Source organism: Pseudomonas tremae (assembly GCF_001401155.1).
GTDB classification, from domain to species: Bacteria; Pseudomonadota; Gammaproteobacteria; order Pseudomonadales; family Pseudomonadaceae; genus Aquipseudomonas; species Aquipseudomonas tremae.
The window spans coordinates 67,425-83,042 of record NZ_LJRO01000305.1 but is presented as its reverse complement, the minus strand read 5'-3'; the positions used below and the strand labels follow the sequence as shown (position 1 = coordinate 83,042).

Genomic DNA, 15,618 nt, shown 5'->3' with positions numbered 1-15,618 from the left:
GTATCGCTTGCCCCTGACTTACCGACACACCGACCACCTTCCCATATCTAGATGAAAATGATCACGATGCGCCGCGTTGTATTCCGGCCCCAGCACCGTGCTGAAATTCCTGCAGGCACCGTCGCGCACCTGCCTGAGAAAACGCCCTTTGTCACCGGTATCGCCCCAGTCCTTTAGCAGATTGATGCGCTGACCATCTGCCAGGCGAAAGCCCGCGATGTCGAGCGCGTTGGCCGTCGCATGCTGACTGAGCCTGCTGTTGGCGCGGTTATAGATGTTACGGCAGGCAAAGCTGCCAAGGTGATCGATCCGCACCACACGCTGGCCGAAAACCGCCTGAGCAGCTGGCTGCAAGGTATGAATATCGAACAGCGCATAGGCAACAGCCAGTGGGCAACTGGCAAGAAAACTGCTGCTCAGCGCCACATCGCCACCCTGAATACGCACGGTATTTTCCAGCGGACATTTGGCGTCCGGACCACTATCAGCCTGGCGACTGAAGCGCAGCCCGGAAGTACCCAACACCTGGTCACACAGCGAGGGGTCATTCTGCAATCGAGACAATTTATAAGCGGTCAGGATGTTCGGCTCTGCTCGCACGTCCAGCGGTGCCCAAGGGTTCCAGCGCGCTGGCACTTCGACCCAGCCACGCCAGACCGCAAGCGCACAGCCGGTGAAGATCACCAAGAAAAACAGCAATACCCGCATGTTCAGCCTTCGCACCGGTTAAAGCTCTATAAGCCCACACCTGGTGGCTTCAGAGCAAGCCCAACTGCTCCACTTGCGGACCGCGCTCCAGCTCAGGCAAAGATGGCAAGCCCGGCAGCCGTGCCATCAGTTGCTCATGAAAGCGTCTGGCCAGTTCAGGAGCCCTCAGGTTGTCGGGGGTGTGCAGAAACACGTAGGGCGTGCGCCCCTCTTCGATCCATGCCGCGACCTTCTCTACCCACTGAACCAGAAACGGGTCGTTGGCTTCCAGCTCCGGACGGCCGATGAAGCGGACTTGAGGGAAAAGGGTCAGTGCTGCAGGACGCGGTGGCACTTTCGGCTTCTTGGACTGCGCATGCAGCACGGCGGGATCAGTCGAGACACAACTGAACAATGCACGCGAATCGAGGCAGATACGTTCGATGCCGCGGTCCAGCAGCAGGCGATTGAGCATGCGCTCCTCATCGCCCTTCAGGAAGAAAGCCATATTGCGCACTTCCACCGCCAGAGGCACGCTCAACTCATCGACAAAGCTGACCAGTTCAGCGAGCCTATGCGGGGTGAAACTCGCGGGCAATTGCAGCCAGAATGGCGCAATCCGGCCTCCCAGCGGCGCAAGCAGACGAATGAATTCCTCGGCAGCACCGACTTGCTGGCGAAGGTCGCCGCTGTGGCTGATGTCTTTGTGGAATTTGGCGGTGAAGCGGAAATCTTCAGGCATCGTCTCAGCCCAACGCTGCACGGTCGTGGCGGCGGGACGGGCATAGAAGGTGGTGTTGCCTTCAACAACGTTGAATACCTGAGTGTAAAGGCTCAGAAAATCGGCGGGACGCGCATCTTCAGGGTACAGGGAGTCGCGCCAGGCGTTTTCACTCCATGACGGGCAGCCGAGATAGTAAGGGAGGCGAGACACAATCAGACGTGAAGATCGAGCCCGGATACTTCAAGGTCCCAATCAACAAAGGTGGCAGTTGTGAGATAGCTGGCCAACGCATGGGCAACGCGAGAACTCATGGAGCGCGGAAAGATGATGTCCTGCGGACGCGCGGGGACATTGCCCGTGCTGCCAACCGGTGAGTCGCCCGATTCCCGACGAGCCTGCGCCGCAGGTGGCGGCAACTCGGCATCTGTAACGACTTCCTCAAAAGAACCTTCAACAGTAGCAGGCGTTTTCTGCGGCTTTCGCTTGATCGGGTATGAACGTGATGATGTTCCGTCTATGCGCATCGATTATTTACTCGGCGTCGATAGTGGCAATTTAGCGTTACTGCCTTGTAGTTCGCAAATTGCTTAACGATAACTAGACCACACATCTGGCAAATTGTTTTCGCTATATGCGATTAAGACGCATACAGACGATAAACGGTAGATGGCCTATTGACATTTATATCGGCCTGACACGGAGTTTCATGAGCAGCGAATCAGCTCGCCACTTTGCGGTCTGTGCGTTCCACGCTGCGCCTATCAACGCGCTTTAGGCGTCGCGACCTTGTCACGCAGGTACACCGGCTGAGCATCATCTGCCGGCAAGGATTCGCCGCGATGCCAGGCGAAGGTGGCCAAGGTCAGCAGGTCCTGTGCGTGGGGCAGCATGCTGGCATCGTAACCTGCCGGGCTTACCGGAATACGTTCGGCGTAGCCCCAGCCAGTGCCGGAACCGAACCACGGCTCGACGGAACCTGCCGGCAGTGCTGCCAGCTCGGGCGCCATGACCGCTTCCTCGCCGATCAGACGCATCTCACCGGCCTTCTCGGCGTAGCAACCCCAGTAGACCTCGTCCATGCGCGCATCGATGGCCGACGCGACGTGCGAAGCACCGTGCTCGCGAAAGGCACGTTGCGCCAGAACAGCCAGGTTCGAGACGGGCAACACCGGACGCTCCAGCGCGAACGCCAGCCCTTGCACCACACCGATTGCAATGCGAACCCCGGTAAAAGCCCCCGGACCGCGCCCGAAGGCAATGGCGTCCAGCGCCGACATTGCGATACCCGCCTCGGCCAGCAGGTCCTTGATCATGGGCAGCAGGCGCTGGGCATGCAGGCGTGGAATCACCTCATAATGGCTCAGTACCTTGCCGTCATGCAGCAAAGCGACCGAGCAGGCTTCAGTGGCAGTGTCCAGGGCCAGCAAGGTGGTCATCGGTGGTTCCGTCTTGGTGAAAAAGTGGCGCAGTATAAATGACAAATGGCCCGCAAGCGGGCCATTTATCAAGCAGGTGCAGCGGCTTAGCTCAGAGCGTCCAGCACTTTGGCAGTGATGTCTTCAACCGAACCGACGCCAGGAATATGGCTGCACTTGGGCTTGCCGTTCTTCGCTTCGAGCTCGCTGTAGAACTTGACCAGCGGTTTGGTCTGGTCATGGTAAACCTTCAGGCGCAGACGCACGGTTTCTTCTACGTCATCCTTGCGCTGTACCAGTGGTTCGCCAGTCAGATCATCCTTGCCTTCGACCTTCGGCGGATTGAAGATCGTGTGGTAGATGCGGCCAGAACCCTCGTGCACACGGCGACCCGACATGCGCTTGACGATTTCTTCGTCATCAACGGCGATTTCCAGCACATGGTCGATTTCCAGACCGGCCTTCAACAGCGCTTCAGCCTGAGGGATGGTGCGAGGGAAGCCGTCGAACAATACGCCATTCGCGCAGTCCGGCTCAGCCAGACGGTCCTTGATCAGACCAATGATCAGGTCATCGGAAACCAGATTGCCCGCGTCCATGACGCTTTTGGCTTTCAGGCCCAATTCAGTGCCAGCCTTGACCGCAGCGCGCAGCATGTCGCCTGTCGAAACTTGCGGGATGCCGAATTTTTCAGTGATGAATTTTGCCTGAGTACCTTTACCGGCCCCGGGAGCTCCCAGCAGAATCACGCGCATCGTCATGCTCCTCAAATTTTTTATAGTGAAATCAACGGATTCGCCTCGGGGGCCAATCTAAAAAATAATCAGGCCAACAGGCCGAAAGGCTGATCAAGATACACAGCAGACCGGGGCCGCACAAGCCGCCGAAAGTCGCAGCAACCGCAGGCGTGCAGGCTTGCGGGCCTTGATAGTCGTACAGCGTGATCTGCATCAATGTTTTCGGTGGGCCGGCCTGCAAACCCAGGCGCTGCCGTTGCCGGATCGAAACGACCTGGCAACGGCGCCGCTCAAGGCCTTCAACCAGTGTTGCGCAGACCGGCAGCAATCCCCGCCACAGACACCAGCAGCGCCAGTTCCAGAGGGCTGTCAAGATTAGCTTCACGGTTACGCGACCGGGAAAGAAGCTCGGCCTGAAGCAAATGCAGCGGGTCCAGGTAGGCGTTGCGCAAACTGATGAACTCAAGCGTTTCAGGGCTATGAGCCAGCAGTCGCGCCTGACCGGTCAGGCCCAACACCACTTTGCAGGCCTGCGACAATAGGTCGCGCAAATGTGCGCCCAAATGTTGCAGCTCGTCGGAGACCAAACGTTCGTCATAGAGTCGGGCAATGTCCGCGTCGGCTTTGGCCAGTACCATTTCCAGCATGTCGATACGAGTTCTGAAGAACGGCCACTGCTCGCGCATCTGCGCCAGCACATCACCCTCCCCGCGTGCCAGCGCCTTGCTCAGCGCCGCTTCCCAGCCAAGCCAGGCGGGCAACATCAGGCGAGTCTGGGTCCAGGCAAAGATCCACGGAATCGCGCGCAGGCTTTCAACACCTCCTTCACGACGCTTGGCCGGGCGACTGCCCAATGGCAAGCGGCCCAATTCCTGCTCGGGTGTCGCCTGGCGGAAGTACTCGACGAACTCGGGATTCTCGCGCACCACGGCGCGATAGGCGCTGACGCCGTCGCTGGCCATCTGGTCCATCATCGTGCGCCAGGCGGGCTGTGGGGGCGGCGGCGGCAGCAAGGTGGCTTCCAGTACGGCGGCCAGGTAAAGGTTCAGGTTCTGCTCGGCGATGTCCGGTAGACCAAACTTGAAACGAATCATTTCGCCCTGTTCGGTGGTGCGGAAGCGTCCAGCCACCGAGCCAGGCGGCTGGGACAAAATCGCCGCATGCGCAGGGCCGCCGCCCCGTCCAACCGTACCACCGCGACCATGGAACAGCAGTAATTCGACCTGTTGCTCACGGCAGATTTCGACCAACCTTTCCTGCGCCCGGTACTGCGCCCAGGCCGCTGCCGTGGTGCCAGCATCCTTGGCAGAATCGGAATACCCGATCATGACTTCCTGCGGGCCGTGCAGGCGCGAGCGGTAACCGGGCAAACCCAGCAAGGTCTCGATTACCGGCCCGGCGTTGTCGAGGTCGGCAAGGGTCTCGAACAGTGGCACCACACGCATTGGGCGCTGCAGGCCAGACTCCTTGAGCAGTAACTGCACGGCCAGGACGTCTGAAGCCGAACCGGCCATCGAGATGACATAGGAGCCCAGCGACGCCGCCGGGGCCGCTGCCACCTCTCTGCAGGTCGCCAGAACCTCTGCGGTATCCGCCGCAGGCTTGAAGTAGCTCGGCAACAACGGTCTGCGGTTATCCAGCTCGCGCAGCAGAAAGTCGATCCGGGCCTGTTCATCCCAGTCTTCATAGCGTCCCAGCCCGAGGTAATCGGTGATTTCAGTCATCGCCGCGCAATGCCGGGTGGAATCCTGACGCACGTCCAGACGCACCAGAAACAGGCCGAAGGTGACTGCACGACGCAGACAATCCAGCAGCGGGCCGTCGGCGATCACGCCCATGCCGCACTCATGCAGGGACTGGAAGCACAGCAGCAACGGGGCCAGCAGGTCCTGATTATCGTGCAGCACCGCTTCAGGAGCGGGCTGGCTGGCCGTCAATGACGCATTGGCCCAATTGCGAGTGGCACGCAGGCGTTCGCGCAGGCGCTTTAGTTCGGCGCGATACGGCTCGGCACTGTCACCGACACTGGCGCGCAGTGCGGTACTGGCCTGTTGCATCGACAGCTCCGCCGCCAGATTGTCGACGTCACGAAGGTACAGGTCAGCCGCCATCCAGCGCGCCAGCAGCAGTACTTCACGGGTGACGGCCGCAGTTACATTTGGATTGCCATCACGGTCGCCCCCCATCCAGGACGCAAAGCGGATCGGAGCGGCGTCAAGTGGCAGGTGCGTGCCTGTGGCCGAGAACAACGCGTGATCGGCCTTGCGCAGGTAATTCGGAATAGCGTGCCAGAGTGAATGTTCGATGACGGCAAAGCCCCACTTTGCCTCATCAACAGGGGTGGGGCGAATCCGCCGGATCTCTTCGGTGTGCCAGGCCTCGGCAATCAGGCGCTGCAGGCGAGAAGTGATCTGAGAACGCTCGGCGCTGCTCAAGTCTCGATGGTCCAGCGCCGCCAGTTGCGCAGCGATCGCGTCGTATTTCTGAATCAACGTACGACGGGCCACCTCGGTGGGATGAGCCGTCAGCACCAGTTCGATTTGCAGCGTGCTCAACTGACGCGCCAGGGCATCAGGCGCATGCCCCTCAGTTTTCAGGCGATCAAGCAACTCGGGCAGCACCCGCGACTCGAACGGCAAAGGCTGAGTGTCGTCACGCCGGTGCATGAGCTGATACTGCTCGGCGATGTTGGCCAGGTTGAGAAACTGGTTGAAAGCCCTGGCCACTGGCAGCAGTTCGTCATCTTCCAGCCCATCGACGCTTGAACTGAGCTGTTCGGCCCCTTCTGCAGAGCCGCGCCTGCCAGCCTTGGCGCCCTTGCGAATACGTTCGATCTTGTCGAGAAATTCGGCACCGCGTTGCTCACGAATCGTATTGCCCAACAGCTCACCCAGCAGGTGAACGTCTTCGCGCAGACGTGCATCGATATCGGCCATCGTTCCCTCTCCCGGTTTTTATTTGGGCTCAGTTGCGTATCCGTTCAAAAAGAACAGCTACGTGAATTCAAATCCGCTTTGCCAACAGTGCACCAAAAGCCCTTGCCACGACAAATCCTTGTAATAAAAAGCCTGCCCTGCATCCCCATGATCACGCGGGCTCAGCCTCGTTTACCTGTCGAACGGAATACTCTACCAACGCCAGGCGCTATTGAAATTTCCTGGCCGATGAGGAAATATTTATCTGAACTATTCAAAAAGTGCGCGGGTCGGAGCCATTAACCATTACAGAAAAGCCCGTCAGGCAGCAGGCAGTTGTATAACCTCATGCCCGGACTTGATAAGAAAACTGTCATGGATAACCACGTTCGGAGTCAGACAATGGAGTTGATCACCATGAACACCCCTACTGCCAAAAACAAATCCAAAGGCCTGCGCGGCCTGAAGCTTGCTGCGCTGGCAATCGGTAGCACCTTCATCCTCGCCGGTTGCGCAGGCAACCCGCCGTCAGAGCAGTACGCGGTTTCTCAGTCAGCCGTCAACAGCGCTGTCAGCGCCGGCGGTACCGAGTTCGCAGCCGTGGAAATGAAGTCGGCTCAAGACAAGCTCAAGGCAGCTGATCTGGCGATGCAGGACCACAAGTACGACGAAGCCCGCAAACTGGCTGAACAAGCCGAGTGGGACGCTCGTGTAGCAGAACGCAAATCTCAGGCCGCCAAAGCTGCCAAGGCCGTGCAGGATGCTCGTCAGGGCGTCAACGAACTCCGTGAAGAAGGCATGCGCCAGGTGCAGTGATTGCCCCGCCCTCCTTCTGTTTTCATGAATTCGTAACTGATTAAAGGACGACCCTATTATGCGTAAACAATTGATGATCCCTGCTCTGCTGGCCATGAGCGTTGCTTTGGCAGCCTGTGCAACCAAGCCCAACCCTAACCTGGAACAGGCTCGTAGCAACTTCACAGCGCTGCAGACCAACCCGGAAGCAACCAAGGTTGCTGCGCTCGAGACCAAAGACGCCAGCGAGTGGCTGGACAAGGCCGACAAGGCTTTCCGCGACAGCGAAGATGCTCAGAAAGTCGATCAGTTGGCTTACCTGACCAATCAGCGCGTCGAGCTGGCCAAGCAGACCATTGCCCTGCGCACTTCTGAAGCCGCTCTGCAGAACGCTTCTGCCGACCGTGCCAAAGCGCGTCTGGACGCACGTGATGCCCAGATCGCAGCACTGAAAAACAGCCTGAACGCCAAGCAGACCGAGCGCGGTACGCTGGTAACGTTCGGCGACGTGCTGTTCGACTACAACAAGGCTGACCTGAAGCCGACCGCTCAGGGCGACATTGGCAAGCTGGCCTCTTTCCTTCAGGAAAACCCTGACCGTAAAGTAATTGTTGAAGGCTACACCGATAGCACCGGTTCGGCTTCCTACAACCAGTCGCTGTCAGAGCGTCGCGCCAACTCGGTCCGCATGGCACTGGTTCGCATGGGTGTAGACCCTGCGCGCGTCGTCACCATGGGCTATGGCAAGGAATACCCGGTTGCCGACAACACCAGCAACTCGGGCCGCGCCATGAACCGTCGCGTGGAAGTGACCATTTCCAACGACAACCAGCCTGTTGCACCGCGCTCTTCGATGAAATAAACGATCGAGCCGTTGCACCGAAGCCCCGCCTGCGCATACAGGCGGGGCTTTTTAATGCCTGGTTATTTATTGCCCGGGAGGCTGCTGGCCGATGCAACGCACCGCTTGCCTGTGGTCGTCGACCAGCACGCCCGACAACCCCTTTCGCGAGGTATCGAACAGCACCAGCACGCCATCAACGCATTGCGCGACTTCTGCGGCGGGCGTTGCAGCAACTTTGTAGTCCTCGCCGGGCACGGTCTTGAGCAGGGTGAATTCACTGAGCAGCAAGGCGTCTTCAGGTTTTGCAAAGTGCAGGTAACCGTAAAACCACAAGCAACCGACAGTACCGATGACTGCGCCGACGCCGCTCAGGATCATGCCATTGACGTTGCGGTCCCGATTCATTGCCCAGCCTGTCCGGGAGGGGCGGGATAATCGGGCACTTCGCCCAGACGACGCAGGCCGTTGAAGTGGGCCGGGTCTTCGAGGTAACGCAGCATAACCTGGCGCCACAGCGGATCGGCAAACGTCTGCACGTGCTCGCCTCGGGTCAGCTGGAACACCCGTGGCGGTGGCGCAGCCTTGTACAGCTCGATGCCATTGGCAAGAGGCACCAGCGTGTCGTCCATGCTATGGAAGATCAATATCGGCGTGCCTGCCAGTTGCGGCAGGCCGTTGACGGCACTGTCGGCGTCCGGAATCAGCCACGACAACGGCGTTTTCAAAGGCCAGGTCAGCCAGGATTTGCTCAGCGAGTTTTGCGCGACGCTGCGGTAGCTGGCCGGCACGCTGTCGAGAACCAGTGCCTTTACTCTGGAGCGTTCCTGCGGATGCTCTGCCAGGTAGTGCACTGCCAACGCGCCGCCGATGCTCTGCCCCAGCACCACGAGCGGTTTACCTTGTACCTGCGGCGCGGCGTTCAGCCAGTCGAAAGCCGCCTGAACGTCCTCATACACAGATGGCAGGCTGGGTTTGCCCTGCGACTGACCATAACCGCGGTAGTCGAGCATCAGCACCTGATAACCCTGTTCCGGCAACCACCAGGTTCCGCCCAGGTGCCACGAAAGGTTGCCGCCGTTGCCGTGCAGGTGCAGAACCGTGCCCTTGACCGGCACCCCTTCTTTGGCCGGCAGCCACCAGCCGTGCAGGCGCGTACCGTCGGCAGCGGTCAGGTTGACGTCCTGATAGCGCAGCCGCGCCTTGTCTGGCGTGAACGGCACACCCGGCTCGGGATAAAACAGCATCGAGCTGCAGCCGGTGAGACTCAGGATCAGGGCGAAGATGCCGATCAGTTTCAAAAAGAGGTTCCTTAAAGTCTCATTGCCATAGGGCTCTCGCGCCGACGCTCCGCATCATGCGCAAGCCTGTTTTTGATACTGGCCAAAGGCCGAGAGGACGAAAAACCGACCGCGTGGCTACAGGATATTCGAGTAATCCGCTTCAATGCGGTCCAGGCTGAGGTGATTGAGGAAGTTGGAGAAACACATCCAGGCCGACAGCGCATTCATGTCGCGAAATTGTTCTGGCAGGTATTTGGGGGCGACAACCAGGCCTTCGTCCACCAATTGCCGCAGGCTGCGCATGTCTTCCAGCGTGGTCTTGCCACAAAACAGCAGCGGCACCTGTTCAAGCTTGCCCTTGCGCACGGCCAACTGAATGTAGTTGTAGACCATGATGAAGCCTTTCAGGTAAGAGAGGTCCTTGGTGAACGGCAACCCGTTCGGCACCGAGCCGCGGAATACCCGGCTGGCGTTGCCGTAACTCTCCGACATGCCGAAACCCTGTTCGCGATAGAACTCGAACACCTGCAGAAAATCAGCGCCCTGCTCCGCCATATGAATGGCACGCGTACGGTTGGTCAGCTTGCGCAGACGGCTGGGGTAAGAGGCAAAGGCAATGACTTCCATGAGAATCGCCAGCCCTTCCTGAGTCACCGTCGACGAAGGCGGGCCTTTGGACAGGAAGGTGCAGATCGGCTGATTTTGCCCGTTCAGCGTAGTACCGACATGAACCAGCCCTTCGTGGACCTCAAGCGCTCGCACATCACGTTCGTTGAACATCGCATCACTGCGGATCTTGATGTAGTCGGCACCGGCAGCCGCATCGGCGACGATACCGTCCGACTCAAACACACGAATGGTTTCCTCGGCCTCGCCGAACACCCGGTTCAGACGCGATTGCAGCAGCGAGACAGCGTCTTTGGCCGTCAGGATTTTGGGCTCGTCCTTCAAGTCACCGCGTCCGGCGATGTTGTTGAGGTAATCAGAAAGCATCAACCCCAGGTCGGCGAGAGTCGGGTCACCGGCATGGAACGCATCGGACGCCGCGCCGTACAGTTCCTGCGAGATCAGCCCGAAGTCAGGAGTGCCACGCGCTTCAAGCATGCGCACCACCATTCGGTACTCGCGGCACATGCGCCGCATGATCTGTCCGACCGGGTTGAACTGCCCCAACTGACGCGTGACGTCCCGCTCGATATTCTGAAACTCTTGCTTCAAGGCAACCGAATCGAAACCCAGCGGGCGGTTTTCATAATAGGCACGGTCCACGGCAGGCAATGCCTTGCCCTTGGCAGCCAGAAACTCCTTACGAACCGTCTCGTCCCACTTCACTGCATCCAGAATGCGGATGGGCGTCTGTGCAACGACGATCCGATCCGATAAAGCACGAATAGTCTGTTGATACTCGTCCACCGGGACTCCTTGGCTGGCGGGCTTTCGCCCTGCTGCTTGGCGGCGCACGGGTCATGCGCCACCTCTAGAAAAATATCCGAAAAGGCAGAATCGTCAAGCCGCGCGGGCTTCTGAACCAGAGAACCCGGCAAGAAGCATCGTCACGCCTTGAGGGGCTGCGGCGTCCCCAGCACCAGACGCATCTGACGCGTCAGGATACAGAGCATTTCTTCATCTGCCTGACGCTGTGGACCATGAAGCAGGCCTTGATACTCCATGCGACGTATGAGTCCCGTCAACACCTGTGCATCCTGATAAGGGTGCACAGAGCCGATCACTTGAAAAAACTGGCAGCTACCCTGCAGCAGAATTTCCTGATGGGCCATGACCAGCGGGGTCAAGCGCGGGTTGATCAGCGCTTCATGATAGAAAGCCTGCTCGGCGATCAGGTAGTCACGCCGGGTCAGCAATTGGCGCCGGATATGCTCCGTCACCATGCGCGCAATGTCGTCGGCCAGCCGAAAGCGGTCGCTCGGGCTTCCCGAACTGCGGGCCATCATCTCGCGCAGAACAACCTCGGTGTTTTGCCATAGCCTGGCAAGGTAATCGGCACTGCGCTGAACGTATTGAGCGAAAGCATCGGTCAACAGATCATTGATGTCCTTGAAATAATAGGTCGTGGCCGACAACGGCACATTGGCTTCGGCAGCCACTGCACGATGGCGCACAGCGCGTACGCCGTCGCGCACCACGATGCGCATGGCGGCGTCGAGAATGACCTGCCTGCGTTGCTCGCTGCCTTCGCGAGTGGCCTTTCGGCCTTGATACTTGACACTTTTAGCCACCGCACTCGCTACTCCGGCGGCCCCTTCTCTGGCAATCGTCACGACAGCTTCCTTTTAAGTCGCTCTGAAATGAGTCGCTCTGAATGAGTGATTCTGAAATGAGTCATTCTGAAAAAACACCTAAAAAAAAGCCGCCCATCAAAGGCGGCTGATTTTCAACTGACTACGCTTGCGGGCGCATATGCGGGAACAGGATCACGTCCCGAATCGACGGTGAATCGGTAAGCAGCATCACCAGACGATCGATACCGATGCCTTCGCCCGCCGTAGGCGGCATGCCGTATTCCAGCGCGCGAACGAAGTCGGCGTCGTAATGCATGGCTTCATCGTCACCCGCATCCTTGTCGGCCACTTGAGCCTGGAAGCGTTCGGCCTGATCTTCCGCGTCATTAAGCTCGGAATAGGCGTTGGCGATTTCACGACCGCCGATGAACAGTTCGAAGCGGTCGGTAACGCTCGGGTTGTCGTCGTTGCGACGGGCCAGCGGCGATACTTCGAACGGGTATTGAGTAATGAAGTGCGGCTGCTCCAGCTTGTGCTCGACCAGCTCTTCGAAAATCATCACCTGCAGCTTGCCCAGGCCTTCAAAGCCGAGCACCTTGGCGCCGGCCTTCTTGGCGATGGCACGCGCTTTGTCGACGTCCTGCAGATCGGCCGCAGTCAGATCAGGGTTGTACTTGAGGATCGAATCGAACACCGACAGGCGCACGAAAGGCTCGCCGAAGTGGAACACCTTGTCGCCATAGGGCACATCGGTGCTGCCCAGAACCAGTTGCGCCAGTTCACGGAACAGTTCCTCGGTGAGGTCCATGTTGTCTTCGTAGTCAGCGTACGCCTGGTAAAACTCGAGCATGGTGAACTCGGGGTTGTGCCGGGTCGAAACGCCTTCGTTGCGGAAGTTGCGGTTGATCTCAAAGACTTTTTCGAACCCGCCGACCACCAGACGCTTGAGGTACAGCTCTGGCGCGATACGCAGGAACATTTCCAGGTCGAGTGCATTGTGATGGGTTTCGAACGGCTTGGCAGCAGCACCGCCGGGAATGGTCTGCAGCATCGGCGTTTCGACTTCGAGGAAGTCGCGCTTCATCAGGAAGCTACGGATATGAGCGATTACCTGCGAGCGCACGCGGAACGTCTCACGCACGTCTTCGTTGACGATCAGGTCGACGTAACGCTGACGATAGCGCTGCTCGGTGTCCGTCAGGCCGTGGTGCTTGTCGGGCAGCGGGCGCAGCGACTTGGTCAGCAGGCGCACGCTGGTCATCTCGACGTACAGGTCGCCCTTGCCGGAACGCGCCAGGGTGCCTTCGGCAGCGATGATGTCGCCCAGGTCCCAGGTTTTCACCTCGGCCAGGGTTTCTTCGGGCAAGGTCTTGCGGTTGACATAGACCTGGATGCGTCCGGTCATGTCCTGAATCACCATGAACGAGCCACGATTGAGCATGATGCGACCGGCAACCTTGACCGGAATCGCTGCCTCTGCCAGTTCTTCCTTGGTCTTGTCGACGTACTGTTTCTGCAAGTCGTTGCAGTAGCTGTCGCGGCGGAAGTCGTTGGGGAAGGCCTGACCCTTGGCACGGCCGGCAGCAAGCTTTTCCTTGCGCAGGGCGATCAGGGTGTTTTCTTCCTGTTGCAGGGCTTGCGGGTCGAGTTGTTGGTCGCTCATGTCTTTAGATATTCCATCACGGGTTCGCCCTCGCCTTGCGACGAGGGGCTTGAGGGGTCGGCTGACGGTTTACAGCCCTTGCTTGAGGCTTGCGATCAGGTATTCGTCGATATCGCCATCAAGCACCTTGTCGCAGTCGCTGCGTTCGATGTTGGTCCGCAGGTCCTTGATGCGCGAGGCGTCCAGAACATAGGAGCGAATCTGGTGACCCCAGCCAATGTCGGACTTGGTGTCTTCGAGGGCCTGGGACGCTGCGTTGCGCTTCTGCACTTCCTGCTCGTACAAACGGGCCCGCAGCATTTTCATGGCGGTGTCCTTGTTTGCATGCTGGGAGCGTTCGTTCTGGCAACTGACCACAGTGTTGGTCGGAACGTGGGTGATGCGCACCGCCGAGTCGGTGGTGTTTACGTGCTGACCACCGGCACCGGAGGAACGGTAGGTGTCAATGCGCAGGTCCGACGGGTTGATGTCGATTTCGATGTTGTCATCGATTTCCGGCGACACGAACACGGCCGAGAACGAGGTATGACGGCGGTTGCCGGAGTCGAACGGGCTCTTGCGCACCAGACGGTGAACGCCGATTTCCGTACGCAGCCAGCCAAAGGCGTATTCGCCCTTGATATGCACGGTCGCGCCCTTGATGCCGGCAACTTCACCGGCAGACAGCTCCATGATGGTGGCGTCGAAACCGCGTTTGTCGGCCCAGCGCAGGTACATGCGCAAGAGGATGTTGGCCCAGTCCTGGGCTTCGGTGCCACCGGAACCGGCCTGGATATCCAGATAGGCGTTGTTGGGGTCCATTTCGCCACTGAACATGCGGCGGAATTCGAGCTTTTCCAGCGACGCACGCAAACGCTCGACTTCGGCAGCCACGTCATCGACGGCGGCCTGGTCTTCTTCTTCGGCGGACATCAGCAGCAGGTCTTTGGCATCGACCAGTCCGGAGGACATTTCGTCCAGGGTTTCGACGATCTGCGCCAGCAAAGAGCGCTCGCGCCCCAGCTCTTGGGCGTAGGCCGGGTTGTTCCAGACGTTTGGATCTTCGAGCTCGCGGTTGACTTCGGTCAGACGATCATGTTTGTGATCGTAGTCAAAGATACCCCCGAATGGTTTCGGAGCGCTCGGACAAATCCTTGATGCTGTTTAGGATCGGGTTGATTTCCATGGTAGGCAGCACTCGCAGGCGAAATTTTCAAAGCCGACGAGTATACCCCAGGCCGAGCCGCGAATGCAGCCCGTCGGACGGTCGTTGTGGTGTCTATTTTATCGGGGCTGTTGCGATCAGCCCACCGCAACCTGATTGCGCCCGTTGTTCTTCGCCACGTAAAGCCCCTTGTCGGCATCCAGAATCAACTGACGGCTGGACATCTCCAGCTGCGGCGTCACGGTTGCGACGCCGATACTGACGGTAAGACTGGAACCGGGCGCCGGGGCGACATGCGGAATGTTCATGCTCGCCACGCTCTGCCGGAGTTTTTCGGCCAGCAGCCGCGCGCCGCCTGGCGACGTGTTGGGCAGGACCATAGAGAACTCCTCACCGCCGTAGCGCGCTGGCAGATCAGATGGGCGACTGCAACTGTTGCGAATTGCCTTGGCCACCTGACGCAGCGCTTCATCGCCCTCAAGATGGCCGAAGTTGTCGTTGTAGGCCTTGAAATAATCGACATCGATCATCAGCAGCGACAACTGCGACTGGTCACGCACTGCCCTTCGCCATTCAAGCTCCAGGTACTCGTCGAAATGACGACGGTTCGACAGCCCGGTGAGGCCGTCGGAGTTCATCAGTCGCTGCAACACCAGATTGGTGTCGAGCAACTGCTGCTGGCTGACGCGCAAGGCGCGATAGGCTTCGTCGCGCTGCAACAGAGTCATGTACGAGCGCGAGTGATAGCGAATTCGTGCAACCAGCTCGATGTTGTCCGGCAACTTGACCAGGTAATCGTTGGCACCTGCGGTGAATGCTGCGCTCTTGATCAGCGGATCTTCCTTGGTGGAAAGCACGATGATCGGGATGTCACGGGTAAGCGGGTTGCTGCGGTATTCACGCACCAGCGTCAGACCGTCCAGCCCCGGCATCACCAAGTCCTGAAGGATGACCGTTGGTTTGATCTGCACCGCCTGGGCAATCGCCTGATGCGGATCGGCGCAGAAGTGAAAATCGATCGACTCGTGACCGGCCAGCCCGCGCCGGACCGCTTCGCCGATCATCGCCTGATCATCAACCAGCAGCACCATCGCGCTGTCGTCGTCAGGGGGGAGTATGTCGTCCTTGTGCAGGTCATCCATGGATTGTCTCCTGTTCGCCGACAGTCAGTGTT

15 protein-coding genes are annotated in these 15,618 nt (G+C 59.1%); 2 read left to right on the top strand and 13 right to left on the bottom strand.

Annotated features, from left to right (window positions below; all coding sequences use genetic code 11):
• Positions 1-18 precede the first annotated feature (18 nt).
• The 6 genes from ALO43_RS17285 to ppc form a co-directional block, all read right to left on the bottom strand.
• Positions 19-708, bottom strand: a complete 690-nt coding sequence (locus ALO43_RS17285) for an extensin-like domain-containing protein (RefSeq protein WP_054997853.1) — start codon at positions 706-708, stop codon at positions 19-21.
• 49 nt (positions 709-757) lie between these two features.
• Positions 758-1,621 carry a DUF72 domain-containing protein gene (locus ALO43_RS17280; protein WP_005891759.1) on the bottom strand — a complete coding sequence of 288 codons (864 nt, stop codon included), beginning with the start codon at positions 1,619-1,621 and terminating at the stop codon, positions 758-760.
• A 2-nt stretch (positions 1,622-1,623) separates the two neighbouring features.
• Positions 1,624-1,935 carry a hypothetical protein gene (locus ALO43_RS29140; RefSeq protein ID WP_054989663.1) on the bottom strand — a complete coding sequence of 104 codons (312 nt, stop codon included), beginning with the start codon at positions 1,933-1,935 and terminating at the stop codon, positions 1,624-1,626.
• Between the two features lie 237 nt (positions 1,936-2,172).
• Positions 2,173-2,847 carry a tRNA (adenosine(37)-N6)-threonylcarbamoyltransferase complex dimerization subunit type 1 TsaB gene (gene tsaB / locus ALO43_RS17275; RefSeq protein WP_005891756.1) on the bottom strand — a complete coding sequence of 225 codons (675 nt, stop codon included), beginning with the start codon at positions 2,845-2,847 and terminating at the stop codon, positions 2,173-2,175.
• Between the two features lie 86 nt (positions 2,848-2,933).
• Positions 2,934-3,581, bottom strand: a complete 648-nt coding sequence (gene adk, locus ALO43_RS17270) for an adenylate kinase (protein ID WP_005891753.1) — start codon at positions 3,579-3,581, stop codon at positions 2,934-2,936.
• 281 nt (positions 3,582-3,862) lie between these two features.
• Positions 3,863-6,499 carry a phosphoenolpyruvate carboxylase gene (gene ppc, locus ALO43_RS17260; RefSeq protein WP_024671805.1) on the bottom strand — a complete coding sequence of 879 codons (2,637 nt, stop codon included), beginning with the start codon at positions 6,497-6,499 and terminating at the stop codon, positions 3,863-3,865.
• Between the two features lie 381 nt (positions 6,500-6,880).
• On the opposite strand from ppc, the gene ALO43_RS17255 reads away from it, so the two are divergent.
• Both ALO43_RS17255 and ALO43_RS17250 read left to right on the top strand, forming a co-directional pair.
• The gene (locus ALO43_RS17255) at positions 6,881-7,294 is read left to right on the top strand and encodes a DUF4398 domain-containing protein (RefSeq protein ID WP_005891743.1); all 414 of its coding nucleotides are present in this window, start codon (positions 6,881-6,883) and stop codon (positions 7,292-7,294) included.
• Positions 7,295-7,352: 58 nt separating this feature from the next.
• Positions 7,353-8,135, top strand: coding sequence for an OmpA family protein (locus ALO43_RS17250; RefSeq protein WP_005891742.1), 783 nt, complete (start codon positions 7,353-7,355; stop codon positions 8,133-8,135).
• A 66-nt stretch (positions 8,136-8,201) separates the two neighbouring features.
• Here ALO43_RS17250 and ALO43_RS17245 read toward each other — a convergent pair whose 3' ends face one another.
• From ALO43_RS17245 to ALO43_RS17215, 7 genes are all read right to left on the bottom strand, one after another.
• On the bottom strand, positions 8,202-8,522 hold the full coding sequence (locus ALO43_RS17245) for a hypothetical protein (protein ID WP_005891741.1): 321 nt from the start codon (positions 8,520-8,522) through the stop codon (positions 8,202-8,204).
• Complete coding sequence (locus ALO43_RS17240; RefSeq protein WP_005891740.1) at positions 8,519-9,415, bottom strand: alpha/beta hydrolase; 897 nt, start codon at positions 9,413-9,415, stop codon at positions 8,519-8,521. Before ALO43_RS17240 ends, ALO43_RS17245 begins: the two co-directional genes overlap by 4 nt.
• 117 nt (positions 9,416-9,532) lie before the next feature.
• Positions 9,533-10,810, bottom strand: coding sequence for a flavohemoglobin expression-modulating QEGLA motif protein (locus ALO43_RS17235; protein WP_024671804.1), 1,278 nt, complete (start codon positions 10,808-10,810; stop codon positions 9,533-9,535).
• Positions 10,811-10,950: 140 nt separating this feature from the next.
• The gene (locus ALO43_RS17230) at positions 10,951-11,676 is read right to left on the bottom strand and encodes a TetR/AcrR family transcriptional regulator (protein ID WP_005891737.1); all 726 of its coding nucleotides are present in this window, start codon (positions 11,674-11,676) and stop codon (positions 10,951-10,953) included.
• 121 nt (positions 11,677-11,797) lie between these two features.
• On the bottom strand, positions 11,798-13,300 hold the full coding sequence (lysS, locus tag ALO43_RS17225) for a lysine--tRNA ligase (RefSeq protein ID WP_005891735.1): 1,503 nt from the start codon (positions 13,298-13,300) through the stop codon (positions 11,798-11,800).
• 69 nt (positions 13,301-13,369) lie between these two features.
• Positions 13,370-14,465, bottom strand: a protein-coding gene (gene prfB / locus ALO43_RS17220; protein WP_096059895.1) for a peptide chain release factor 2 whose coding sequence is annotated in 2 segments (ribosomal slippage) — positions 13,370-14,392 and positions 14,394-14,465 — 1,095 coding nt in all. Because the reading frame shifts where the segments join, the coding sequence is not laid out codon by codon here.
• A gap of 116 nt (positions 14,466-14,581) precedes the next feature.
• Positions 14,582-15,586 (bottom strand): response regulator, encoded by a 1,005-nt coding sequence (locus ALO43_RS17215; protein WP_054997852.1) that lies wholly within the window; start codon positions 15,584-15,586, stop codon positions 14,582-14,584.
• Between the last annotated feature and the right edge of the window lie 32 nt (positions 15,587-15,618).